This is a genomic window from Amycolatopsis sp. NPDC057786 (assembly GCF_042797905.1).
In the GTDB taxonomy this organism is placed as follows: domain Bacteria; phylum Actinomycetota; class Actinomycetes; order Mycobacteriales; family Pseudonocardiaceae; genus Amycolatopsis.
Window position 1 is genome coordinate 1 of sequence record NZ_JBHVKW010000034.1, and the last position, 16,441, is coordinate 16,441.

Annotated in this window: 19 protein-coding genes; 14 read left to right on the top strand and 5 right to left on the bottom strand. The window is 69.0% G+C overall.

Features of this window, described 5'->3' with window-relative positions; translation table 11 throughout:
- Positions 1-177: 177 nt before the first annotated feature.
- Positions 178-1,092 carry a pyridoxal 5'-phosphate synthase lyase subunit PdxS gene (pdxS, locus tag ACFVM3_RS19160; RefSeq protein ID WP_191252855.1) on the top strand — a complete coding sequence of 305 codons (915 nt, stop codon included), beginning with the start codon at positions 178-180 and terminating at the stop codon, positions 1,090-1,092.
- Between the two features lie 63 nt (positions 1,093-1,155).
- Here pdxS and ACFVM3_RS19165 read toward each other — a convergent pair whose 3' ends face one another.
- On the bottom strand, positions 1,156-1,581 hold the full coding sequence (locus tag ACFVM3_RS19165) for a PaaI family thioesterase (RefSeq protein WP_378440311.1): 426 nt from the start codon (positions 1,579-1,581) through the stop codon (positions 1,156-1,158).
- Between the two features lie 182 nt (positions 1,582-1,763).
- Here ACFVM3_RS19165 and ACFVM3_RS19170 point away from each other — a divergent pair, with 182 nt between their 5' ends.
- From ACFVM3_RS19170 to ACFVM3_RS19180, 3 genes are all read left to right on the top strand, one after another.
- Positions 1,764-2,180, top strand: a complete 417-nt coding sequence (locus ACFVM3_RS19170; protein WP_378440312.1) for a DUF6892 domain-containing protein — start codon at positions 1,764-1,766, stop codon at positions 2,178-2,180.
- 123 nt (positions 2,181-2,303) lie between these two features.
- Positions 2,304-2,804: a peptidase inhibitor family I36 protein gene (locus ACFVM3_RS19175; RefSeq protein ID WP_378440314.1), complete on the top strand. Its 501-nt coding sequence runs from the start codon at positions 2,304-2,306 to the stop codon at positions 2,802-2,804.
- 88 nt (positions 2,805-2,892) lie between these two features.
- A complete protein-coding gene (locus ACFVM3_RS19180; protein WP_378440316.1) occupies positions 2,893-5,565 on the top strand; it encodes a BTAD domain-containing putative transcriptional regulator in 2,673 nt (890 codons plus the stop codon).
- Here the strand turns inward: ACFVM3_RS19180 and ACFVM3_RS19185 are convergent.
- Positions 5,552-6,622 (bottom strand): P1 family peptidase, encoded by a 1,071-nt coding sequence (locus ACFVM3_RS19185; protein ID WP_378440318.1) that lies wholly within the window; start codon positions 6,620-6,622, stop codon positions 5,552-5,554. The genes ACFVM3_RS19180 and ACFVM3_RS19185 overlap by 14 nt on opposite strands.
- Positions 6,619-7,230: a TetR/AcrR family transcriptional regulator gene (locus ACFVM3_RS19190; RefSeq protein WP_378440320.1), complete on the bottom strand. Its 612-nt coding sequence runs from the start codon at positions 7,228-7,230 to the stop codon at positions 6,619-6,621. The genes ACFVM3_RS19185 and ACFVM3_RS19190 overlap by 4 nt, the downstream gene beginning before the upstream one ends.
- Positions 7,231-7,372: 142 nt before the next feature.
- Here ACFVM3_RS19190 and ACFVM3_RS19195 point away from each other — a divergent pair, with 142 nt between their 5' ends.
- Positions 7,373-8,749 carry an APC family permease gene (locus tag ACFVM3_RS19195; protein WP_378440322.1) on the top strand — a complete coding sequence of 459 codons (1,377 nt, stop codon included), beginning with the start codon at positions 7,373-7,375 and terminating at the stop codon, positions 8,747-8,749.
- Here ACFVM3_RS19195 and ACFVM3_RS19200 read toward each other — a convergent pair whose 3' ends face one another.
- A complete protein-coding gene (locus ACFVM3_RS19200) occupies positions 8,750-9,316 on the bottom strand; it encodes a helix-turn-helix domain-containing protein (protein ID WP_034308044.1) in 567 nt (188 codons plus the stop codon). It abuts the gene before it with no gap.
- A gap of 68 nt (positions 9,317-9,384) precedes the next feature.
- On the opposite strand from ACFVM3_RS19200, the gene ACFVM3_RS19205 reads away from it, so the two are divergent.
- The 5 genes from ACFVM3_RS19205 to ACFVM3_RS19225 all read left to right on the top strand — a co-directional run bounded on the left by ACFVM3_RS19205 (position 9,385) and on the right by ACFVM3_RS19225 (position 12,671).
- Positions 9,385-10,098, top strand: coding sequence for an AzlC family ABC transporter permease (locus tag ACFVM3_RS19205; RefSeq protein WP_148116051.1), 714 nt, complete (start codon positions 9,385-9,387; stop codon positions 10,096-10,098).
- Entirely contained in the window at positions 10,098-10,418 is a 321-nt protein-coding gene (locus ACFVM3_RS19210) for an AzlD domain-containing protein (RefSeq protein ID WP_005159089.1), read from the top strand. Before ACFVM3_RS19205 ends, ACFVM3_RS19210 begins: the two co-directional genes overlap by 1 nt.
- 54 nt (positions 10,419-10,472) lie before the next feature.
- Positions 10,473-11,102: a pyridoxal 5'-phosphate synthase glutaminase subunit PdxT gene (gene pdxT / locus ACFVM3_RS19215; RefSeq protein WP_378440324.1), complete on the top strand. Its 630-nt coding sequence runs from the start codon at positions 10,473-10,475 to the stop codon at positions 11,100-11,102.
- Positions 11,103-11,153: 51 nt separating this feature from the next.
- On the top strand, positions 11,154-11,903 hold the full coding sequence (locus ACFVM3_RS19220) for a YebC/PmpR family DNA-binding transcriptional regulator (RefSeq protein ID WP_016334762.1): 750 nt from the start codon (positions 11,154-11,156) through the stop codon (positions 11,901-11,903).
- 237 nt (positions 11,904-12,140) lie between these two features.
- Positions 12,141-12,671, top strand: coding sequence for a DUF4262 domain-containing protein (locus tag ACFVM3_RS19225; protein ID WP_378440326.1), 531 nt, complete (start codon positions 12,141-12,143; stop codon positions 12,669-12,671).
- A 228-nt stretch (positions 12,672-12,899) separates the two neighbouring features.
- Here the strand turns inward: ACFVM3_RS19225 and ACFVM3_RS19230 are convergent, their stop codons facing one another.
- Positions 12,900-13,346 carry a cupin domain-containing protein gene (locus ACFVM3_RS19230; protein ID WP_378440328.1) on the bottom strand — a complete coding sequence of 149 codons (447 nt, stop codon included), beginning with the start codon at positions 13,344-13,346 and terminating at the stop codon, positions 12,900-12,902.
- A gap of 78 nt (positions 13,347-13,424) precedes the next feature.
- Between ACFVM3_RS19230 and ruvC the strand changes: the two genes are divergently transcribed.
- From ruvC to yajC, 4 genes are all read left to right on the top strand, one after another.
- On the top strand, positions 13,425-14,009 hold the full coding sequence (gene ruvC, locus ACFVM3_RS19235) for a crossover junction endodeoxyribonuclease RuvC (RefSeq protein WP_378440330.1): 585 nt from the start codon (positions 13,425-13,427) through the stop codon (positions 14,007-14,009).
- Entirely contained in the window at positions 14,006-14,605 is a 600-nt protein-coding gene (gene ruvA / locus ACFVM3_RS19240; protein ID WP_125683140.1) for a Holliday junction branch migration protein RuvA, read from the top strand. Before ruvC ends, ruvA begins: the two co-directional genes overlap by 4 nt.
- Before the next feature lie 8 nt (positions 14,606-14,613).
- The gene (ruvB, locus tag ACFVM3_RS19245; RefSeq protein WP_125683142.1) at positions 14,614-15,690 is read left to right on the top strand and encodes a Holliday junction branch migration DNA helicase RuvB; all 1,077 of its coding nucleotides are present in this window, start codon (positions 14,614-14,616) and stop codon (positions 15,688-15,690) included.
- A gap of 145 nt (positions 15,691-15,835) precedes the next feature.
- Positions 15,836-16,243 carry a preprotein translocase subunit YajC gene (yajC, locus tag ACFVM3_RS19250; RefSeq protein ID WP_378440333.1) on the top strand — a complete coding sequence of 136 codons (408 nt, stop codon included), beginning with the start codon at positions 15,836-15,838 and terminating at the stop codon, positions 16,241-16,243.
- Positions 16,244-16,441: the final 198 nt, after the last annotated feature.

Consider the following 16,441-nt stretch of genomic DNA (forward strand, 5'->3'; position numbering starts at 1 on the left):
TTGGTCCTCTGGATGCGGTCCTTGCGCGCGCAAGGACCGCATCCAGAGGACCAAATGCGGGCCAGATCACCCAGTGGACTGCTGAAATCGCCGCGAACTGGCCTGCTTGAGAGGTCCAAAAGCGGCCTACGCTCGGAGGGGTCACCCCACCTCGCGCGCTTTCCGAAAGGTCCAGCAGTGTCTGACGACTCCACGAACACGGCCACCACCTCGCTCACCGGCACCGCCCGGGTCAAGCGCGGGATGGCGGAGATGCTCAAGGGCGGTGTGATCATGGACGTGGTCACCGCCGAACAGGCGAAGATCGCCGAGGACGCCGGCGCCGTCGCCGTGATGGCGCTCGAGCGGGTTCCCGCTGACATCCGCGCCCAGGGCGGCGTCGCCCGGATGAGTGACCCGGACCTGATCGACGGGATCATCGAGGCCGTTTCGATCCCCGTCATGGCGAAGGCCCGCATCGGCCACTTCGTCGAGGCTCAGCTGCTTCAGTCGCTTGGCGTCGACTACATCGACGAGTCCGAGGTGCTGACCCCGGCCGACTACGAGAACCACATCGACAAGTGGGCCTTCACCGTGCCCTTCGTCTGTGGTGCGACCAACCTCGGCGAGGCGCTGCGCCGGATCAACGAGGGCGCGGCGATGATCCGCTCCAAGGGTGAGGCCGGCACCGGCGACGTCTCGAACGCGACCACGCACATGCGCAAGATCCGCGCGGAGCTGCGCCGCCTTTCCTCGCTGCCCGAGGACGAGCTTTACGTTGCGGCGAAGGAACTTCAGGCCCCGTACGAGCTCGTCAAGGAGGTCGCGGAGAAGGGCAAGCTCCCCGTCGTGCTGTTCACCGCCGGTGGTATCGCGACCCCGGCCGACGCCGCGATGATGATGCAACTCGGTGCCGAAGGCGTGTTCGTCGGCTCGGGCATCTTCAAGTCCGGCAACCCGGCGCAGCGCGCCGAGGCGATCGTCAAGGCCACCACGTTCCACGACGACCCGGACGTCATCGCGAAGGTTTCGCGCGGCCTCGGCGAGGCGATGGTGGGCATCAACGTCGACGACGTTCCCGAGCCGCACCGCCTTTCCGAGCGCGGCTGGTAAGGACTCAGCTCCTGCACGGGACGGCCCGGTGCTCGTCGACGAGCCCGGGCCGTCCCGCGTGTATCAGGTGGTGGGACCGTTCCTGGTCATCACGCTTCCCTGTGCCGCGGCGCTGAGTGTCGTGGTCCCGTCCTCGCCGATCACGTAGAGATCGCAGCGGCAGGTCGCTTGCCGACGGCCGCTGTGCAGGACCCGTGCTTCCGCGACGAGCCGGATTCCTTTCGCAGGCCGCAGATAGCTGATGCTGAAGCCGCCGGTGAGGACATCCGGGCCCAGTGTGGTCCCGGCCGCGAAGGTGATGGCGTTGTCCGCGGCATAGGCGAGGACGCCGCCGTGGAGATACCCGTTCTGCTGCAACAGGTCTTCGCGGATGTCGAGCTCCAGGGCCGCGGCACCGTCACCGAACGAGGCAACCCTGGCCCCGAGCAGAACGCTGAACGGTTGCGAGGCGAGGCCCTTCCGGGCGTCTTCGAGGGTCAATGCGGTCATCAGAGCCACGCTTTCAAGTCGGCCGAATCCACCATGGACATTCCCCAGTGCGGCGCCGCGACTTCGAGGTCGGCGCTGCCTGCCATCGTGCCATCGGGGCTCATCACTTCACCGGACCGCCCGGCACGCGAGTTCGCCGGAAACGGACCGCCCGACGGGTGACCGCTTATAAGGTTCGGCGTATGAGTCAGTCGATCCAGTTCACCGATGCCAACTTCAAGCTCGCTGTCGTCCAGGAGCTGATGTACAACCAGGAACTCCTGCCGAAGTTCGACCTGGGGCAGTACGCCGCCGAGAAGGGCTTCACCTACGACGACGGCAGCGTCGAGGCCGTCCCCGAGGCCTTGGCCTACTTCGAGGCGCTCGAGGTCCCCGTCGAGCTCGCGGAGAAGATCACCGAGATCGAGATGGACGGCGGCAACGAGATCTACCTCCAGATCGCGCCGAACTGGGACGGCGAAGACTCCCTGTTCGACGTCGACGAGTTCGCCGACGTCGCGCACTTTCCCCACCTGAAGTCGATGACCCTGCTCTACACGGGCAACGACGAGGCGCTGGAGACGCTGCGCGCCCGCGGCATCGAGGCCGACTGGCTCTGACCGGCCACCAGCGGAGCTAAGCGAACGCGCCTCGTTCCCTTTTCGACCGCTTAAGCATCGGGTAGCGGATCACGGGACCTTGATCCCGGCGTGCGGAGGGCACGCCGGGATCAAGGAGGACAAATGCGCAGACTTCGGTTCGTTTCCGCCGCCATGGGCGCCGCCGCGATCGCGACGGCACTCGTCGCGACACCCGCTTCGGCCGCGACGGACGGGGCGGCGACGTTGAAGGCAGCCGGTATCGACACGGCGAAATTCGCCCCGGGATGGAAGGTCGCCGGTGACGAGGTCGTGTGGAACGGCGGGGAGACCACACTTTCGCTCTCGCCCATGGCGCCGGGGGATTGCGCCGCGAACTATGTGTGCCTCTGGGAAAACCGCGATTTCACCGGCAGGCGGTTGCAGTTCCGGGACCCGGGGCTGAAGAATCTGGTCGATTACGGATTCAACGATCAAATGTCGTCTTGGTACAACCGGCGCGGAGTCGACGCCCGCTGGTACTACAACATCGGCGGTGGGACCAGCCGTTGTATGCAGGCGGGAGCCCGATCGGCGTATGTCGGCAACGGTGACAACGACCAGGCGACTTCGTTGAGAATTTACACCTCCGCCAGCGCCTGCTGAGCGGGTTTTCCTTCGAATGCCGGACGCCGCCTCCGGATATTTGTGACACGCTCGGCTACGGGTGTCTCGAATATCGGGGGAGAAACCGGTGAAGGAAAAGAATTATTTCTATCGTTTGTTCGGTGAACCCGCGGCCGAGTGGCAGGGTGCCGACCTGCCACTCGGCCCACCGCAGGCGCGCCGGGTCTTCGCGCTCCTGCTGATCGAGGCGGGGCGCCCGGTTCCTCTCGACCGGATGATCGACGAGCTTTGGGGCGAGACGCCACCGATTTCGGCGAAAGTTCAGGTCCAAGGGCTGATATCGGGTCTTCGCCGGGCTTTGCGCGCGCCGACCGGTGGAACGCCGATTCTCACCAGGGGAGCGGCGTATCTTCTCGACGCGGGGCCAGAGGAAACCGACGCCGGCCGATTCACCTGCCTCATCGCCGAGGGCCGCGGACTACTCGCCCGTGCCTGCCATCGCGAGGCGGCCCGACGGTTCCGTGACGCGCTCGAACTCTGGCGCGGGCCTGTGCTCGCCGGGATCCCCGCGGCGGCCGAGGTCGTCGCGCACTGGGAGGAAGAGCGCTTTTCGGTGCTGGAGGACAAGGCCGAGGCCGAACTCGGGCTCGGCGAACACGACAGGCTCGTTCCCGGACTGCGTGACCTGCTGGCCGCGGCCCCGTTCCGTGAACGGGTCTGCGGCCAGCTGATGACCGCGCTCGCCCGCGCCGGCCGGGTGGCCGAAGCGCTCGACGTCTACGCCGGCTGGCGCCGCAGGCTGGTCGACGAACTCGGCGTCGAACCTTCGCCGTCGATTCGCACGTTGCAGTGCGAGATCCTGCGCGAGGGCCAGGGCAGGGGCGCCCGCGAATATCCCGCATACCAGGAACCCGCTGTGCCGAGCCAGCTGCCGGCGGGGATCCCGGACTTCGTCGGCAGGGACGCGCTCATCACGGACCTGCTGGGAGAACTGGGCAAGGACGACGGCCGCGACACCCCGCCGGTGCTGCTGCTGACCGGCGCGGGCGGGGTCGGGAAGTCTTCGCTGGCGATCCGGCTCGCGCACCGGGTCGCGGCCGACTACCCCGACGGACGGCTGTTCGCGGCCCTGCGCGGGACCACGAACGAGCCGAGGCCGCCGCAAGCCGTCCTCGCCGGTTTCCTGCGCGCCTTCGGTGTTCCCGCCGACGAGATCCCGGCCGACGTCGACGAATGCGCCTGCCTGTTCCGCAGCCTGGTCCACGGCCGTCGGGTGCTGCTCGTCCTGGACGACGCCGCCGGCGAGGCGCAGCTGCGCCCGTTGCTCCCCGCGTCCGGCGGCTGTGCTGTGCTCGTCACGAGCCGGTTCTCCCTGGCAGGCCTCGAACTCGGCCGCAAGGTCCCGGTCGGCCTCCTGCCGCCGGAGGACGCGGAGGCCCTGCTCTCGAAGTTCACCGAGATCGACGAAGACCCCGTTGCCGCCCGGCAGGTTCTCGACCATTGCGGTGGGCTCCCGCTGGCCTTGCGGATCGCCGGCAGCCGGATCGGCGACCGCGCGGGGTGGCGGCTCGCCGACGTCGCGGGCGAATTGGCCGTCGAACGGCGACGCCTGGACTGGCTGCGCACCGGGGATCTCGCCGTCCGCGGCAGCCTGTCCCTCGGCTACCGCCAATTGACGCCGGACCGGCAGCGGCAGTTCCGAAGACTCGGTCTGCTGCCCGCGGCCGATTTCCCGGTCTGGGCGGCGGCGCTGGCGGACGACGGCGACCCCGAGGCGACGTCCCGCGCGCTCGAAGAGCTGCGGCACCGGCATATGGTCCAGCCGGTTCCGCGGGCCACCGGCGCACCCCGCTACCGAGTGCACGACCTCTTGCGCGCGTTCGCCGTCGAGCAGGTCGCGGCCGAGGCGGAACAGGTACGCGCGGCGACGATCGAACGGGTGCTCGGCGGCTGGCTCTGGCTCGCGGAAAAGGCCGCGGATCGGTTGCCCCGGAGCGTGTTGCGGCCCGAACCCGGCGGCGCGACCCGGACCTCGCTCGACGAGACACTGGTGTCCGAACCGGTCTCGTGGTTCCGGTGCGAACTTCCCGCGCTGGAGGCGGCCGTCTCGCACGCGGCGGCTGCCGGGCTTGGCGAGCTCGCCTGGGAACTCGCCGTCGTGATCGCGTCCTACTTCGACCACAATGGACTGTACGCGGAATGGTCGCGATGCCACCGGTGCGCGCTCACCGCGGCGAGGGCGTCCGGGTGCGCACGCGGAGAAGCCGCGCTGCTGAGGGGAATCGGCCAGATCGACCTGTACCGGGACGACTTCCGTGCGGCGGGTGAAGCGCTCACTGAGTCTTGCCGGATCAGCGAGCGGATCGGCGACCCCGCCGGGCGGGCCAGGGCGCTGACCGGACTCTGCGTCCTCGCCCGCGCCACCGGACGGCCCGAGGAATCGCGCGCGACCGCGAGGCGGGCACTGGCGCTCTTCCGCGAGATCGGTGACGTCCTCGGTATGGCGCATGCCCACACCTCGTACGCCGTCGCGAGCGCGGAGCTCGGCCTGCTCGACGAGGCGGAGGCGGCGCTGGACGAAGCCGGACGGCTGTGCGCCGAGCTGAAGGACCCGCACCGCACGGCGCTCATCCTGCGCAGGAGAGGTCAGCTGTACTTGCGGCGCGAAGACCGGCGGAACGCCATGTCCTGCTTGCGCCGCGCGCTGGAGCTGCTTGACTCGCTCTCCGACGAGATCTGCGCCTCGCGAGTCCGGCTGGACCTCGCGCGGGCACCCGCGAAGGTACTCATCGGGACCTAGGCCACCGCGCCGTCGGCAACGCGGGGACCCGGCGACCTCGGTGACCGGTCATCTCCTCGTTCGCGAACAGGGCGTTGAGCACCGCCTCTTCGGTCGCCTGCACCACGGCCTCGAAGAACGGGTCGAGCCTGCCCCACGGAACGAACCGCATGCTTTCGTACTCGGCCTCCTCCGTCCGCGGGAACCGGCTGGTGAGCGCTCCCTGGTTCGCCGTGCTGAAGGCGAGGAAGAGATCGCCGGAGAAGTGGGAGCCGGCGGTCCCGGTGCGGGCGAGGCCGAGCGGGACACGGCGGGCGAGGGCCGTGCACTGGCCGGGCAGCAGGGGCGCGTCGGTACCCACGAGCACGATCACCGATCCCGCGCCGGACGGCGCCGCCCAGTCCTCCTCCATCGGGTTGTCCGCGCCGAGTTCCACGCCGACGTGCTCGCCCGCGACGGTGAGTTCGCGACGTGAGCCGAAGTTGGCCTGTACCAACGTTCCCACGGTGTACTGATCGTCCCCGTAGGACACGACGCGGGACGCCGTGCCGGTGCCGCCCTTGAAGCCGTAACAGGTCATCCCGGTACCGCCGCCGACGGAACCTTCGTCGACCGGACCCGTTCGCGCGGCGTCGATCGCGGCGATGGCGTGTCCACTGTGGATCGTCGGCGCGGTGCTGTCGTTCAGGTAGCCGTCCCACGTCTCGGCGACCACCGGCAGCAGCCATTCGGCGGCCACGTCGGGCCGTTCCCGCACCACCCAGTCGATCGTGCCGCGATGGCACGCGCCGACGGCGTGCGTGGAGGTGATCAGCACCGGCAGCGTCAAGGAACCGGTCTCGGCCAGCCACGCGGTACCGGTCATCTCGCCGTTGCCGTTGAGGGCGTACGTCCCGGCCGCGCACGGCACGGCGAAATCCTCGCGTCCGCGCGGCAGGACGGCGGTGACGCCGGTGCGGACCGATTCACCTTCGACGAGGGTCGTGAAACCGATCTCGACACCGGGGACGTCGGTGAGCGCGTTGTGCTCGCCGGTCCGGCCGGGCAGCGGGACACCCAGGTCGCGGGCGCGGGTCATGGACGGTCCTCCAAGGGGTTCGACGTGGCTGTGCGGGCGTAGGAGAGCAACATCGCTTCGGCGGTGGCGGTGTCCAGCGTCGGGACGGCTTGCGTGAGGTGCAGGCCGTAGCCGTCTTCCAGCGCGACGAGGTTCCGCGCGATCGACACCGCGTCGGCGGTCAGCGTGAACTCGCCGGTGGCGGCGCCCGCTTCGAGGACGCCGGTGTAGATCCGGACCTGCTGCTCGTAGAGCGTGATGTGCCGGGCGGCGTACACGGGATCGCGGCGGGCGATCGTGCCGAGTTCGTAGAGCAGCACGCAAAGTTCGTCGCCGGGACCGGTGGGCAGGCCGCTGCGGATCATCGCCAGCAGCCGGCCGGACGGGGTCGTCTTCGCACCCGCGGCCTGCTCCCGCGCCGAGCAGAAGCGCGCCACCGCCTCTCGCTGCACCTCTTGGAGCAGATCGGTGAGGGTGGGGAAGTAGTACAGGACCGAACCCGACGACAGGCCCGCGCCCTCGGCGACGTCCCTCAGCCGCAGGTTCAGCACGCCGCGTTCGAGGACGGCCCGTCTGGCCACCTCGATCAATTCGGTACGTCGCTCCGCTGCCTTGCTCGGTCTCGCCATGTACCCATTCTTCGAAGGTTGTTCGAAAAACGCAAGCGCCGAGCGCGCTCGGCTCTTGACGTCACACGATGGAAGGCCTTTGATGCGTGCTCAACGGTTTTCCGAAGGAGATTCAAGGAACCCACCTTGTAGGAGGTCGGCCGTGTCCACTCCCGCCCTGCGCCGCGGTCTGCGCACCCTCGGCACGCTGCTCATCACACTCTCCGCGATCAGTCCCGCCTCGTCGGTCTTCATCATCGCGCCGGGGGTGATCTCCGGGGCCGGGACGGGTGCCTTCTACAGCTTCGTGGCGGCCGCGGTGGTCGGAGTTTTCATGGCCTTCGTCTACGCCGAACTGGCGTCGGCGTTCCCGCTGGCGGGCGGCGAGTACGCGATCGTCACCCGCACTCTGGGCCGCTTGCCCGGCTTCGCCGTGCTGGGGCTGATGATCATCACGCAGGTGCTCATCGTCGCGGTGATCGCGCTCGGCGTCGGCACCTACCTCGGCGTGCTCCTTCCCGGTGTGCCCGGTTCGGTCATCGCCGCCGTGACCTGCGTGGTCGCGGCCGTCGTCGGCGTTTTCGACATCAAGCTCAACGCCTGGGTCACCGGGATCTTCCTGGCGATCGAGATCCTCGCGCTGATCGTGGTCAGCGCGCTCGGGCTGCTGAATCCGGCGCGGTCGTTCACCGACCTGCTGGCGCATCCGGTCGCCTCGGACGGTGGCCCGGCCACCGTCGGCGCCATCGCGATCGCCACCTCGGTCGCGATCTTCGCCTACAACGGCTACGGCTCGGCCGTCTACTTCGGCGAGGAGACGCAGGACGCCTCGCGGGGAATCGCCAGGGCGATCCTGCTCGCGCTCGGCATCACCGTGCTCTCCGAGCTCGTCCCGGTGACCGCGGTCCTGCTCGGCGCGCCCGATCTGAACGCGCTGTTCGCCTCGGGGAACATGTTGTCCTACTTCATCGATTCGCGCGGCGGCGGAACACTGGACACGGTGCTCGGGCTGGCCGTCGCGCTCGCGATCATCAACGCGGTGCTGGCGATCGTACTGATCAGCTCGCGGATGCTGTTCAGCAGCGGCCGCGACCGGGCGTGGCCAAGGCCGGTCAACCGGGCGCTGGCCGCGGTGCACCCGAGGTTCGGGACGCCGTGGGTGGCCACCGTCGGCACCGGCTTGGTGGCCGCGCTGCTCTGCTTCGTCGACCCGAAACTGCTGCTGGTGGTGACGAGTACGTCGATCGTGGCGGTGTACGCGGCGCTTTGCCTCGGCGCGATCGTCGGTCGCCGTACCGGTGCCACCGCGCATGCCGAGTACCGGATGCCGTGGTTCCCGGTCGCGCCGGTGCTGGCGCTGGCCGTCCTGGTGTTCGTGGTCTACCAGAACCTGCTCGATCCGGCGGTGGGACGCCCGAGCCTGATCGTCACCGCCTGCGTCGCCCTGCTGTCCATCGCGTACTACGTCCTGGTACTGCGGCGGAAGGGCGGCTGGAAGCTCGCCGACGTCACCGAGGAGAAGGCCGAGGAGCCTGCCTGATCAGGTGTACTCGGCGATCTCCACGCCGTACGTGCCCGGTTCGAGCGCCTCGAAGATGTGCGGGACGTCGCCGGGGTAGCAGATGTAGTCGCCGGGCAGCAGTTCGACCGGCTCGTCCAGTGGCCCGACCTTGGCGCGGCCCGCGCTGAGGACGATGTGCTCGACGATGCCGCTCATATGCGGATCCGAGAGTCGCGGTTTCCCTGGCTCGGCGCGGATCAGGTACACGTCGCGCCGGGCGCCGGGTGGGCAGGAACTGAGCAGCGTGCAGGCGTAATCGGCGTGCTCGGCGAACACCGTCGGCCCGCTGCCCGAGCGGATGACCTGCACGCGGGGGCGTTCGGGTTCGACGACGCGGGAGAACGGGACGTCGAGCGCGACGCACAACGCCCAGATCGTCTCGACGCTCGGATTCCCGGTCCCGGATTCCAGCTGCGAGAGCGTGGATTTCGCGATGCCCGCGCGTTTGGCGACCTCGGTGAGGGACAGCCCGGTGCGGGCACGTTCCCGGCGCAGGGACATGGCGATGACGTCCAGAGGTGCGCCGTCGGACGCGGTCGGGGACATGCGTTCGCTCCATCGGTCGTTGCGTTCGCCTTGACGAACACGGCTGCGTTCGTTCATTGTATGACGCTATGCGTTCGATATGGCGAACAACCACTCGTGTCCTGGGACGCGATCTTCTCCGTGACATCGGGCTGGTCTGCCTCGCCGACACCATTGTCGGCATCTCCTACGGCGCCATCGCGGTGGGCTCCGGCTTCCCGATCTGGGCGCCCATGCTCCTTTCGGTCCTGGTCTTCGCCGGTGCCTCGCAGTTCATGTTCGTCGGCATCATCGCGGCCGGCGGCAGCCCGGTGGCGGCCGTCGCGGCGGGTCTGCTCGCCAACGCGCGGCATCTGCCCTTCGGCTTCGCGATCGGCGACGTCCTGGGGAAACGGTGGTCGTCGAGGATCGTCGGCAGCCACCTGATGATCGACGAATCGGTCGCGTTCGCCCTGGCCCAGCGCGACGAAGAGCGGCGCAAGGCGGCGTACTGGGTGTGCGGGATCGGGCTGTTCGTCTGCTGGAACGTCGGCGTCCTCGCCGGGGCCTACGCCGGGACCGCGATCAGCGACACCGACGCCTTCGGTCTCGACGCGGCCTTCCCCGCCGTCCTGCTCGCGCTGGTCCTGCCGTCGTTGCGCGACCGCGCCGCCCGGCTGCCGGTGCTCGTCGGCGTGGCCGTCGCGCTGGCCACGACGCCGTTCCTCCCCGCGGGGCTGCCGGTGCTGCTCGCGCTGGTCGGCGTGCTGGCCGGTGTGGCCGCGAAGGAACCCGCCGAACGTGAACCCGAGGGAGTGCATTGATGGACCCGCTGGACTTGATCATCGCCGGCGGCGTGCTCGCGGCCGGGACCTTCGCCTTCCGGTTCGCCGGACCAGTGTTGAAGGCGCGGTTCACCGTGTCGCCCAAGGCCGAGAAACTGATGGCGCGTTCGGCCGTCGTGCTGCTGGCCGCGCTGGTCGCGGTCGCCGCGCTCACCGAAGGACACGAGTTCGCCGGATACGCCCGGCCCGCTGGGGTCCTGGTCGGCGGCGTGCTCGCCTGGCGGAAGGCACCGTTCGCGCTGGTCGTCGTGGCGGCCGCCGCGACCGCCGCCCTGCTGCGGCTGGCCGGGGTCCCCTGACCTGGCCGTTCCCTGAAGCGCCTAAGCTAGGAGGAAGGTCTTTCGGGAGGTCGGGTGGCGATCGCGACGGGAGCACGGCCGGTGGTCGGCGTGCTCGCACTGCAGGGCGACGTGCGGGAGCACGCCGCGATGGTGGAACGCGCCGGTGCGCGTGCGCTGCCGGTCCGCCGCGCGAGTGAACTGTCCGAAGTGGACGGTCTGGTGCTGCCGGGCGGCGAGTCGACCACCATGTCGAGGCTGCTGGAGACCTTCGAACTGCTGGAGCCGCTGCGCGAGCGCATCGCGGACGGGATGCCCGCGTTCGGCTCCTGCGCCGGGATGATCCTGCTCGCCCGCCAGGCCCTCGACGGACGGCCTGACCAGCGGCAACTCGGCGGTCTCGACGTCGTCGTCCGGCGCAACGCGTTCGGGCGGCAGGTGGACTCCTTCGAAGCCGACCTCGACTTCACCGGCATCGAAGGCGGCCCGGTGCACGCTGTGTTCATCCGCGCCCCGTGGGTCGAAAAGGCGGGCGACGGGGTCGAGGTACTCGCCAGTGTCCCCGAAATGCCGGGCTCGGACGACACGGCCGCTAGGATCGTCGCGGTCCGGCAGGGGGCGGTACTCGCCACGTCGTTCCACCCCGAACTCACCGGGGACGAGCGCGTGCACAGGCTGTTCGTCGACCTCGTGCGCCAGGCTTAAGCGAAACCGACACTGTGCTCAGCGGCGGGCACAGGAGTAGATGGAGGAGAGATGAGCGGCCACTCCAAGTGGGCCACCACGAAGCACAAGAAGGCCAACCTGGACGCGAAGCGCGGCAAGCTCTTCGCTCGGTTGATCAAGAACATCGAGGTGGCGGCCCGGACCGGCGGTGGCGACCCGGACGGCAACCCGACGCTCTACGACGCCATCCAGAAGGCCAAGAAGAACTCGGTCCCGCAGGACAACATCGAGCGCGCCCGCAAACGCGGCGCCGGTGAAGAGGCCGGTGGCGCCGACTGGCAGACCATCACCTACGAGGGCTACGGCCCGAACGGTGTGGCCGTGCTGATCGAATGCCTCACCGACAACAAGAACCGCGCCGCCATGGAGGTGCGGACCGCGCTCACCCGGAACAACGGCTCGCTCGCCGACCCGGGCTCGGTCGCCTACATGTTCAACCGCAAGGGCGTCGTGATCATGCCCAAGGGTGACGCGGGCGAGGATGACGTCCTCATGGCCGTGCTCGACGCGGGCGCCGAAGAGGTCAACGACCTCGACGAGAACTTCGAGATCGTCTCCGAGGCCACCGACCTCGTCCCGGTCCGGAAAGCCTTGCAGGAAGCCGGTTTCGAGTACGAGTCCGCGGATCTCACGTTCCTGCCGTCGGTCAGCGTCCCGCTGGACGTCGAGGGCGCGAAGAAGGTCTTCAAGCTCATCGACGCGCTCGAAGATTGCGACGACGTGCAGAACGTGTACGCGAACTTCGATGTGTCCGACGAGGTCATGGCCGAGGTCGGCTGATCGATTGCTCGCGACGACGTGCAGAACGTGTACGCACTGCGCCGGATTCCATGTGTCCGACGAGGTGATGGCCGAGGTCGGCTGATCGGTTGCTCGCGACGACGTGCAGAACGTGTACGCACTGCGCCGGATTCCATGTGTCCGACGAGGTGATGGCCGAGGTCGGCTGATCGATTTCCCCGCCATGCCGCGGAAAATCGGTCCCGGGGCTAGGTGCGGGCGCTCGCGTGGGGCACAATGTCGCGCGTGACGACCTCCGAAGCCGACGCCCTCACCGCCGAAGAAACCGAACTCATCCAGTGGATCGAGGGACAGGCGAAGGCGAGAGGGAACGCGGTCATCGCGGTCGAAGGCGACGAGGAGGAAGCGGCCTTCTGCTTCACCGCGTGCGCCTGGGCACTGCACAACGTCGCGGAAGCGGTCGTGATCGGACTGCCCGGCAACATGGGGCCGGTCCTGCTCGACGCCTACGTGGACCGCGCGGCCGCCGGCGAGATCTTCGAGGTCGGAAAGCAGTACGACGATTTCTTCGAGGGCGCGCCGGTGGTCTTCGAACGGGTCGCGAAGGGGCACTATCCCGAGTACTTCGGGAGCGCGTTCCTGATCTACCCGGACGGGGACTTCCCGGCGCTGCAGCTGATCGTCGCCACGCCGGAGGGGCACTTCCCCTGGCATCCGGACGCGCCCGAGGGCTTCGCACGGTATCAGCCGGTGCTGACCGAATCCGGTGACCCGGAGAGCTGGACGCCGGGCGTCGACGGCCCCTGAGGTGTGCTGAGGCTTGAGATGAAGGGGCCTTTCATCGCAAATTTCGCGATGAAAGGCCCCTTCATCGCGCTCGGGACGAGCCAAGCCGCACTCGCGTGATCAGAGACGTAACCCGCGTGATTGGACACGTAACTCGCGTGATCAGAGGCGGATCATCGAGTGCGGCGTCCAATCACGCGAGTTACGTGCCTGATCACGCGAGATCCGGCTCTCCGGGGTAACGCTCACTCACCCAAGCCAGGGCGTCAGGTCCTCCGCGGCGTCCGGCCACTCGGCGGCCAAGGCCGCCGCGGACCGGAACTCCACGCAGTCGTCCGTATAAGGCGGCACCACCACCGTCCCGACCAGGCTCCACTCACCGGTGCTCACCGACGCCTGCCACACCCCGGCGGGCACCACCACCTGGGGACGCTGACCAGCGGCGACGTCCGGTCCCAGCACCGGCCGCGAGACCCGCCCGTCCGGGAACAACAGCAGCATCCGCACCGGCGCCCCCGCCTGGTGCGCGTAGATCTCCAGCCGGTCCAGCCGGTGCGGCGCGGACGTTTCCGGCGGCACCAGCAGGTAGTAGATCGCCGAAGCGGTCTCGTCGCGCCAGCTCTGTGCCCAGCGGCCACCTTCCACAGGCAGCGGCTGGAGACCCAGATGAACGGTGAACTCGTCGGGGCTCGGCATGTCCTCATCTTGCCCGGAGGGATCCCCAGGTAGCCTCAGGCTCGAACGGATGTTCGCCGGAAGTGCGGAGGAAAACGCGTGCGGGTACTCGGGGTCGACCCCGGTCTGACCAGGTGCGGGCTCGGAGTGGTCGACGGCGGCACGGGCCGCACCGTCCGCGCCGTGGCCGTCGACGTCGTGCGGACCCCGGCGGACGCCGATCTTTCCGTGCGGCTGCTGGGGATCTCCGACGCCGTCGAACGCTGGCTCGATCGCTACAAGCCCGAGGCCGTCGCCGTGGAACGGGTTTTCGCGCAGCACAACGTGCGCACCGCGATGGGTACCGCGCAGGCGGGCGGCGTCGTCGCGCTCGCCGCGGCCAAACGCGGGCTGCCGGTCGTGTTCCACACCCCGAGTGAGGTCAAGGCCGCCGTCACGGGGTCCGGGCGCGCGGACAAGGCGCAGGTCACCGGTATGGTCATGCGACTGCTCGGCCTCGAGGTCAAACCGCATCCGGCGGACGCCGCGGACGCGCTCGCGCTCGCCATCTGCCATCTGTGGCGCGAACCGATGCGGGTCCGGCTCGCCGAAGCCGAGGCCAGGGCCGCCGAGATCGCCAAAAACCACAAGGCCAGGCTCGCCGCCGCGGCCAAGGAAGCAAAGACGCAGGGAGCGGCTCGATGATCTCCTCGGTACGCGGTGAAATCCTCTCCATCGGTCTCGACCACGTCGTGATCGAGGTCGGGGGAGTGGGCTTCGCCGTGCAGGCCACCCCCGCCACCCTCGCGACGCTTCGCCGAGGCGAGGAGGCGATGCTGCACACGGCGCTCGTGGTCCGCGAGGATTCCTTGACACTGTTCGGTTTCGCCGACGCGGACGCCCGCGAACTGTTCGGCCTGCTGCAGACGGTCTCCGGGATCGGCCCGCGGCTCGCGCTCGCGACACTCGCCGTCCTCGATCCCGACAAGCTGCGCTCCGCGCTGGTCGAAGGCAACATCACCGTGCTCACCCAGGTGCCCGGCATCGGCCGCAAGGGCGCCGAGCGGCTGACGCTCGAACTCCGAGACAAGGTCACCGCGCTCGCCGGGCCGACGGACGGCTCCCCGGCGGTCGTCGCGCCCGGCGCGCTGCGAGGCGAGGTCGTCGAAGCGCTCGCAGGCCTCGGGTTCCCGGCCAAACAGGCCGAACAGGCCGTCGACAAGGTGCTCGGCGAGGGCGAAGGCCACACGACGTCGTCCGTGCTGCGCGCCGCGTTGGCCACCCTCGGGCGTAAGCGGTAGCCGGCCACATGGACTATGAGGCCGTGACGGAATTCGACGCCGACGACGAGACGCTTTCGGCGCTGCCGCAGACGGGCGAACGCGAGGTCGAGACCACGCTGCGCCCCCGCAAGCTGGACGAGTTCGTCGGCCAGCCACGGGTGCGTGAACAGCTCGAACTCGTCTTGGAAAGCGCGCGACGCCGGGGTGTCCCGCCGGATCACGTCCTGCTCTCCGGTCCGCCGGGGCTGGGCAAGACGAGTATGGCGATGATCGTCGCCGCCGAACTCAACGCCGCCATCCGGATCACCTCCGGACCGGCTCTGGAACGCGCGGGCGACCTGGCCGCGATGCTGTCGAACCTGGCGCCCGGCGACGTCCTGTTCATCGACGAGATCCACCGCATCGCCCGTCCCGCCGAGGAGATGCTGTACCTCGCGATGGAGGATTTCCGCGTCGACGTCGTCGTCGGCAAGGGGCCCGGAGCCACCAGCATTCCACTGGAGATCGCACCGTTCACGCTGGTCGGCGCCACGACGAGGTCCGGCTCGCTGACCGGCCCGCTGCGCGACCGGTTCGGTTTCACCGGTCAGATGGAGTTCTACAGCGACAGCGAACTCGAACTCGTCGCCCGGCGTGCCGCCACGATCCTCGACATCGACATCGACCGGGACGGCTGCGCGGAGATCGCCCGCCGATCGCGGGGCACCCCCCGGATCGCGAACCGGCTCCTGCGCCGGGTGCGCGACTACGCCGAGGTCCGGGCCGACGGCAAGGTCACGCGCAAGATCGCGCGTGCCGCGCTGGAGGTCTACGACGTCGACGAACTCGGCCTCGACCGGCTCGACCGGGCGGTGCTGACCGCGCTGGTCCGCTCCTTCGGCGGCGGCCCGGTCGGCGTGTCCACGCTGGCCGTCGCGGTGGGGGAAGAACCGACCACCGTCGAGGAGGTGTGTGAGCCTTACCTGGTCCGCGCCGGTATGCTCGCCCGCACTCCTCGCGGCCGGGTCGCCACAGCGGCCGCGTGGGAACACCTCGGCCTGCCGGTCCCGGCCGGTGCCACCCGCGGCGAGCAGGGCGGACCGAACCTGTTCGACCAGGACTGACCGGACCGTTCACGCGGTCCGAGGCCCGTGGTGACGACGGGTGGTGGTGGAGTTTCCGCTGGCACCTGGCACACTCGGAGAGAGCACACCCCGCCAAACCGGACAAAACAGCGCACCGCGCGGCGTCCGCTCGAAATGGAGAATCATGAACCAGTTATTGCTGCCGCTGCTCCTGATGCTCGTTGTGGCGATTCCGCTCGTCATGGGCACCCGTAAGCAGAAGAAGGCGGCGGCAGCGCAGCAGGAGCTGCTCTCGAGCCTGGCTCCCGGTGACCGGGTGATGACCACCTCCGGTCTCTACGCGTCTGTCGCCGACGCTTCCGCCGACACCACGATCGACCTCGAGATCGCTCCTGGCGTCGTGACCACCTGGCTGCGCCAGGCCGTCCGCGAGAAGGTCGAGCCGGTCGTCGAGACCGACGTAGACGACGCTGACACGATCGACGACGAGGCCGTCGTCGAGGAGCCTGCCATCGAGTCGAAGGACGACGAGCGCGTCGAGGAGAAGTCCGGCGCTCAGGTCGCTCCTCCGCTGGAGCACGGCAAGAAGTAGCGGTTGTAAGGCCATCCCCGACACCAGACTTTCGTAGGTGCGGGGCCAACGCCGGGCTCACGCAGCACCGAGTAGTGTCTCGGTGCTGCGTGCGTGTCCGTCGTCATAGTCGTGCGTGTTCGCGGTACCACCGGACTCCCGTCCGGTAGGTGAACAGCCAAGTCCATTGGGGAACACCCAGTCCGTCCGAGGAGACCG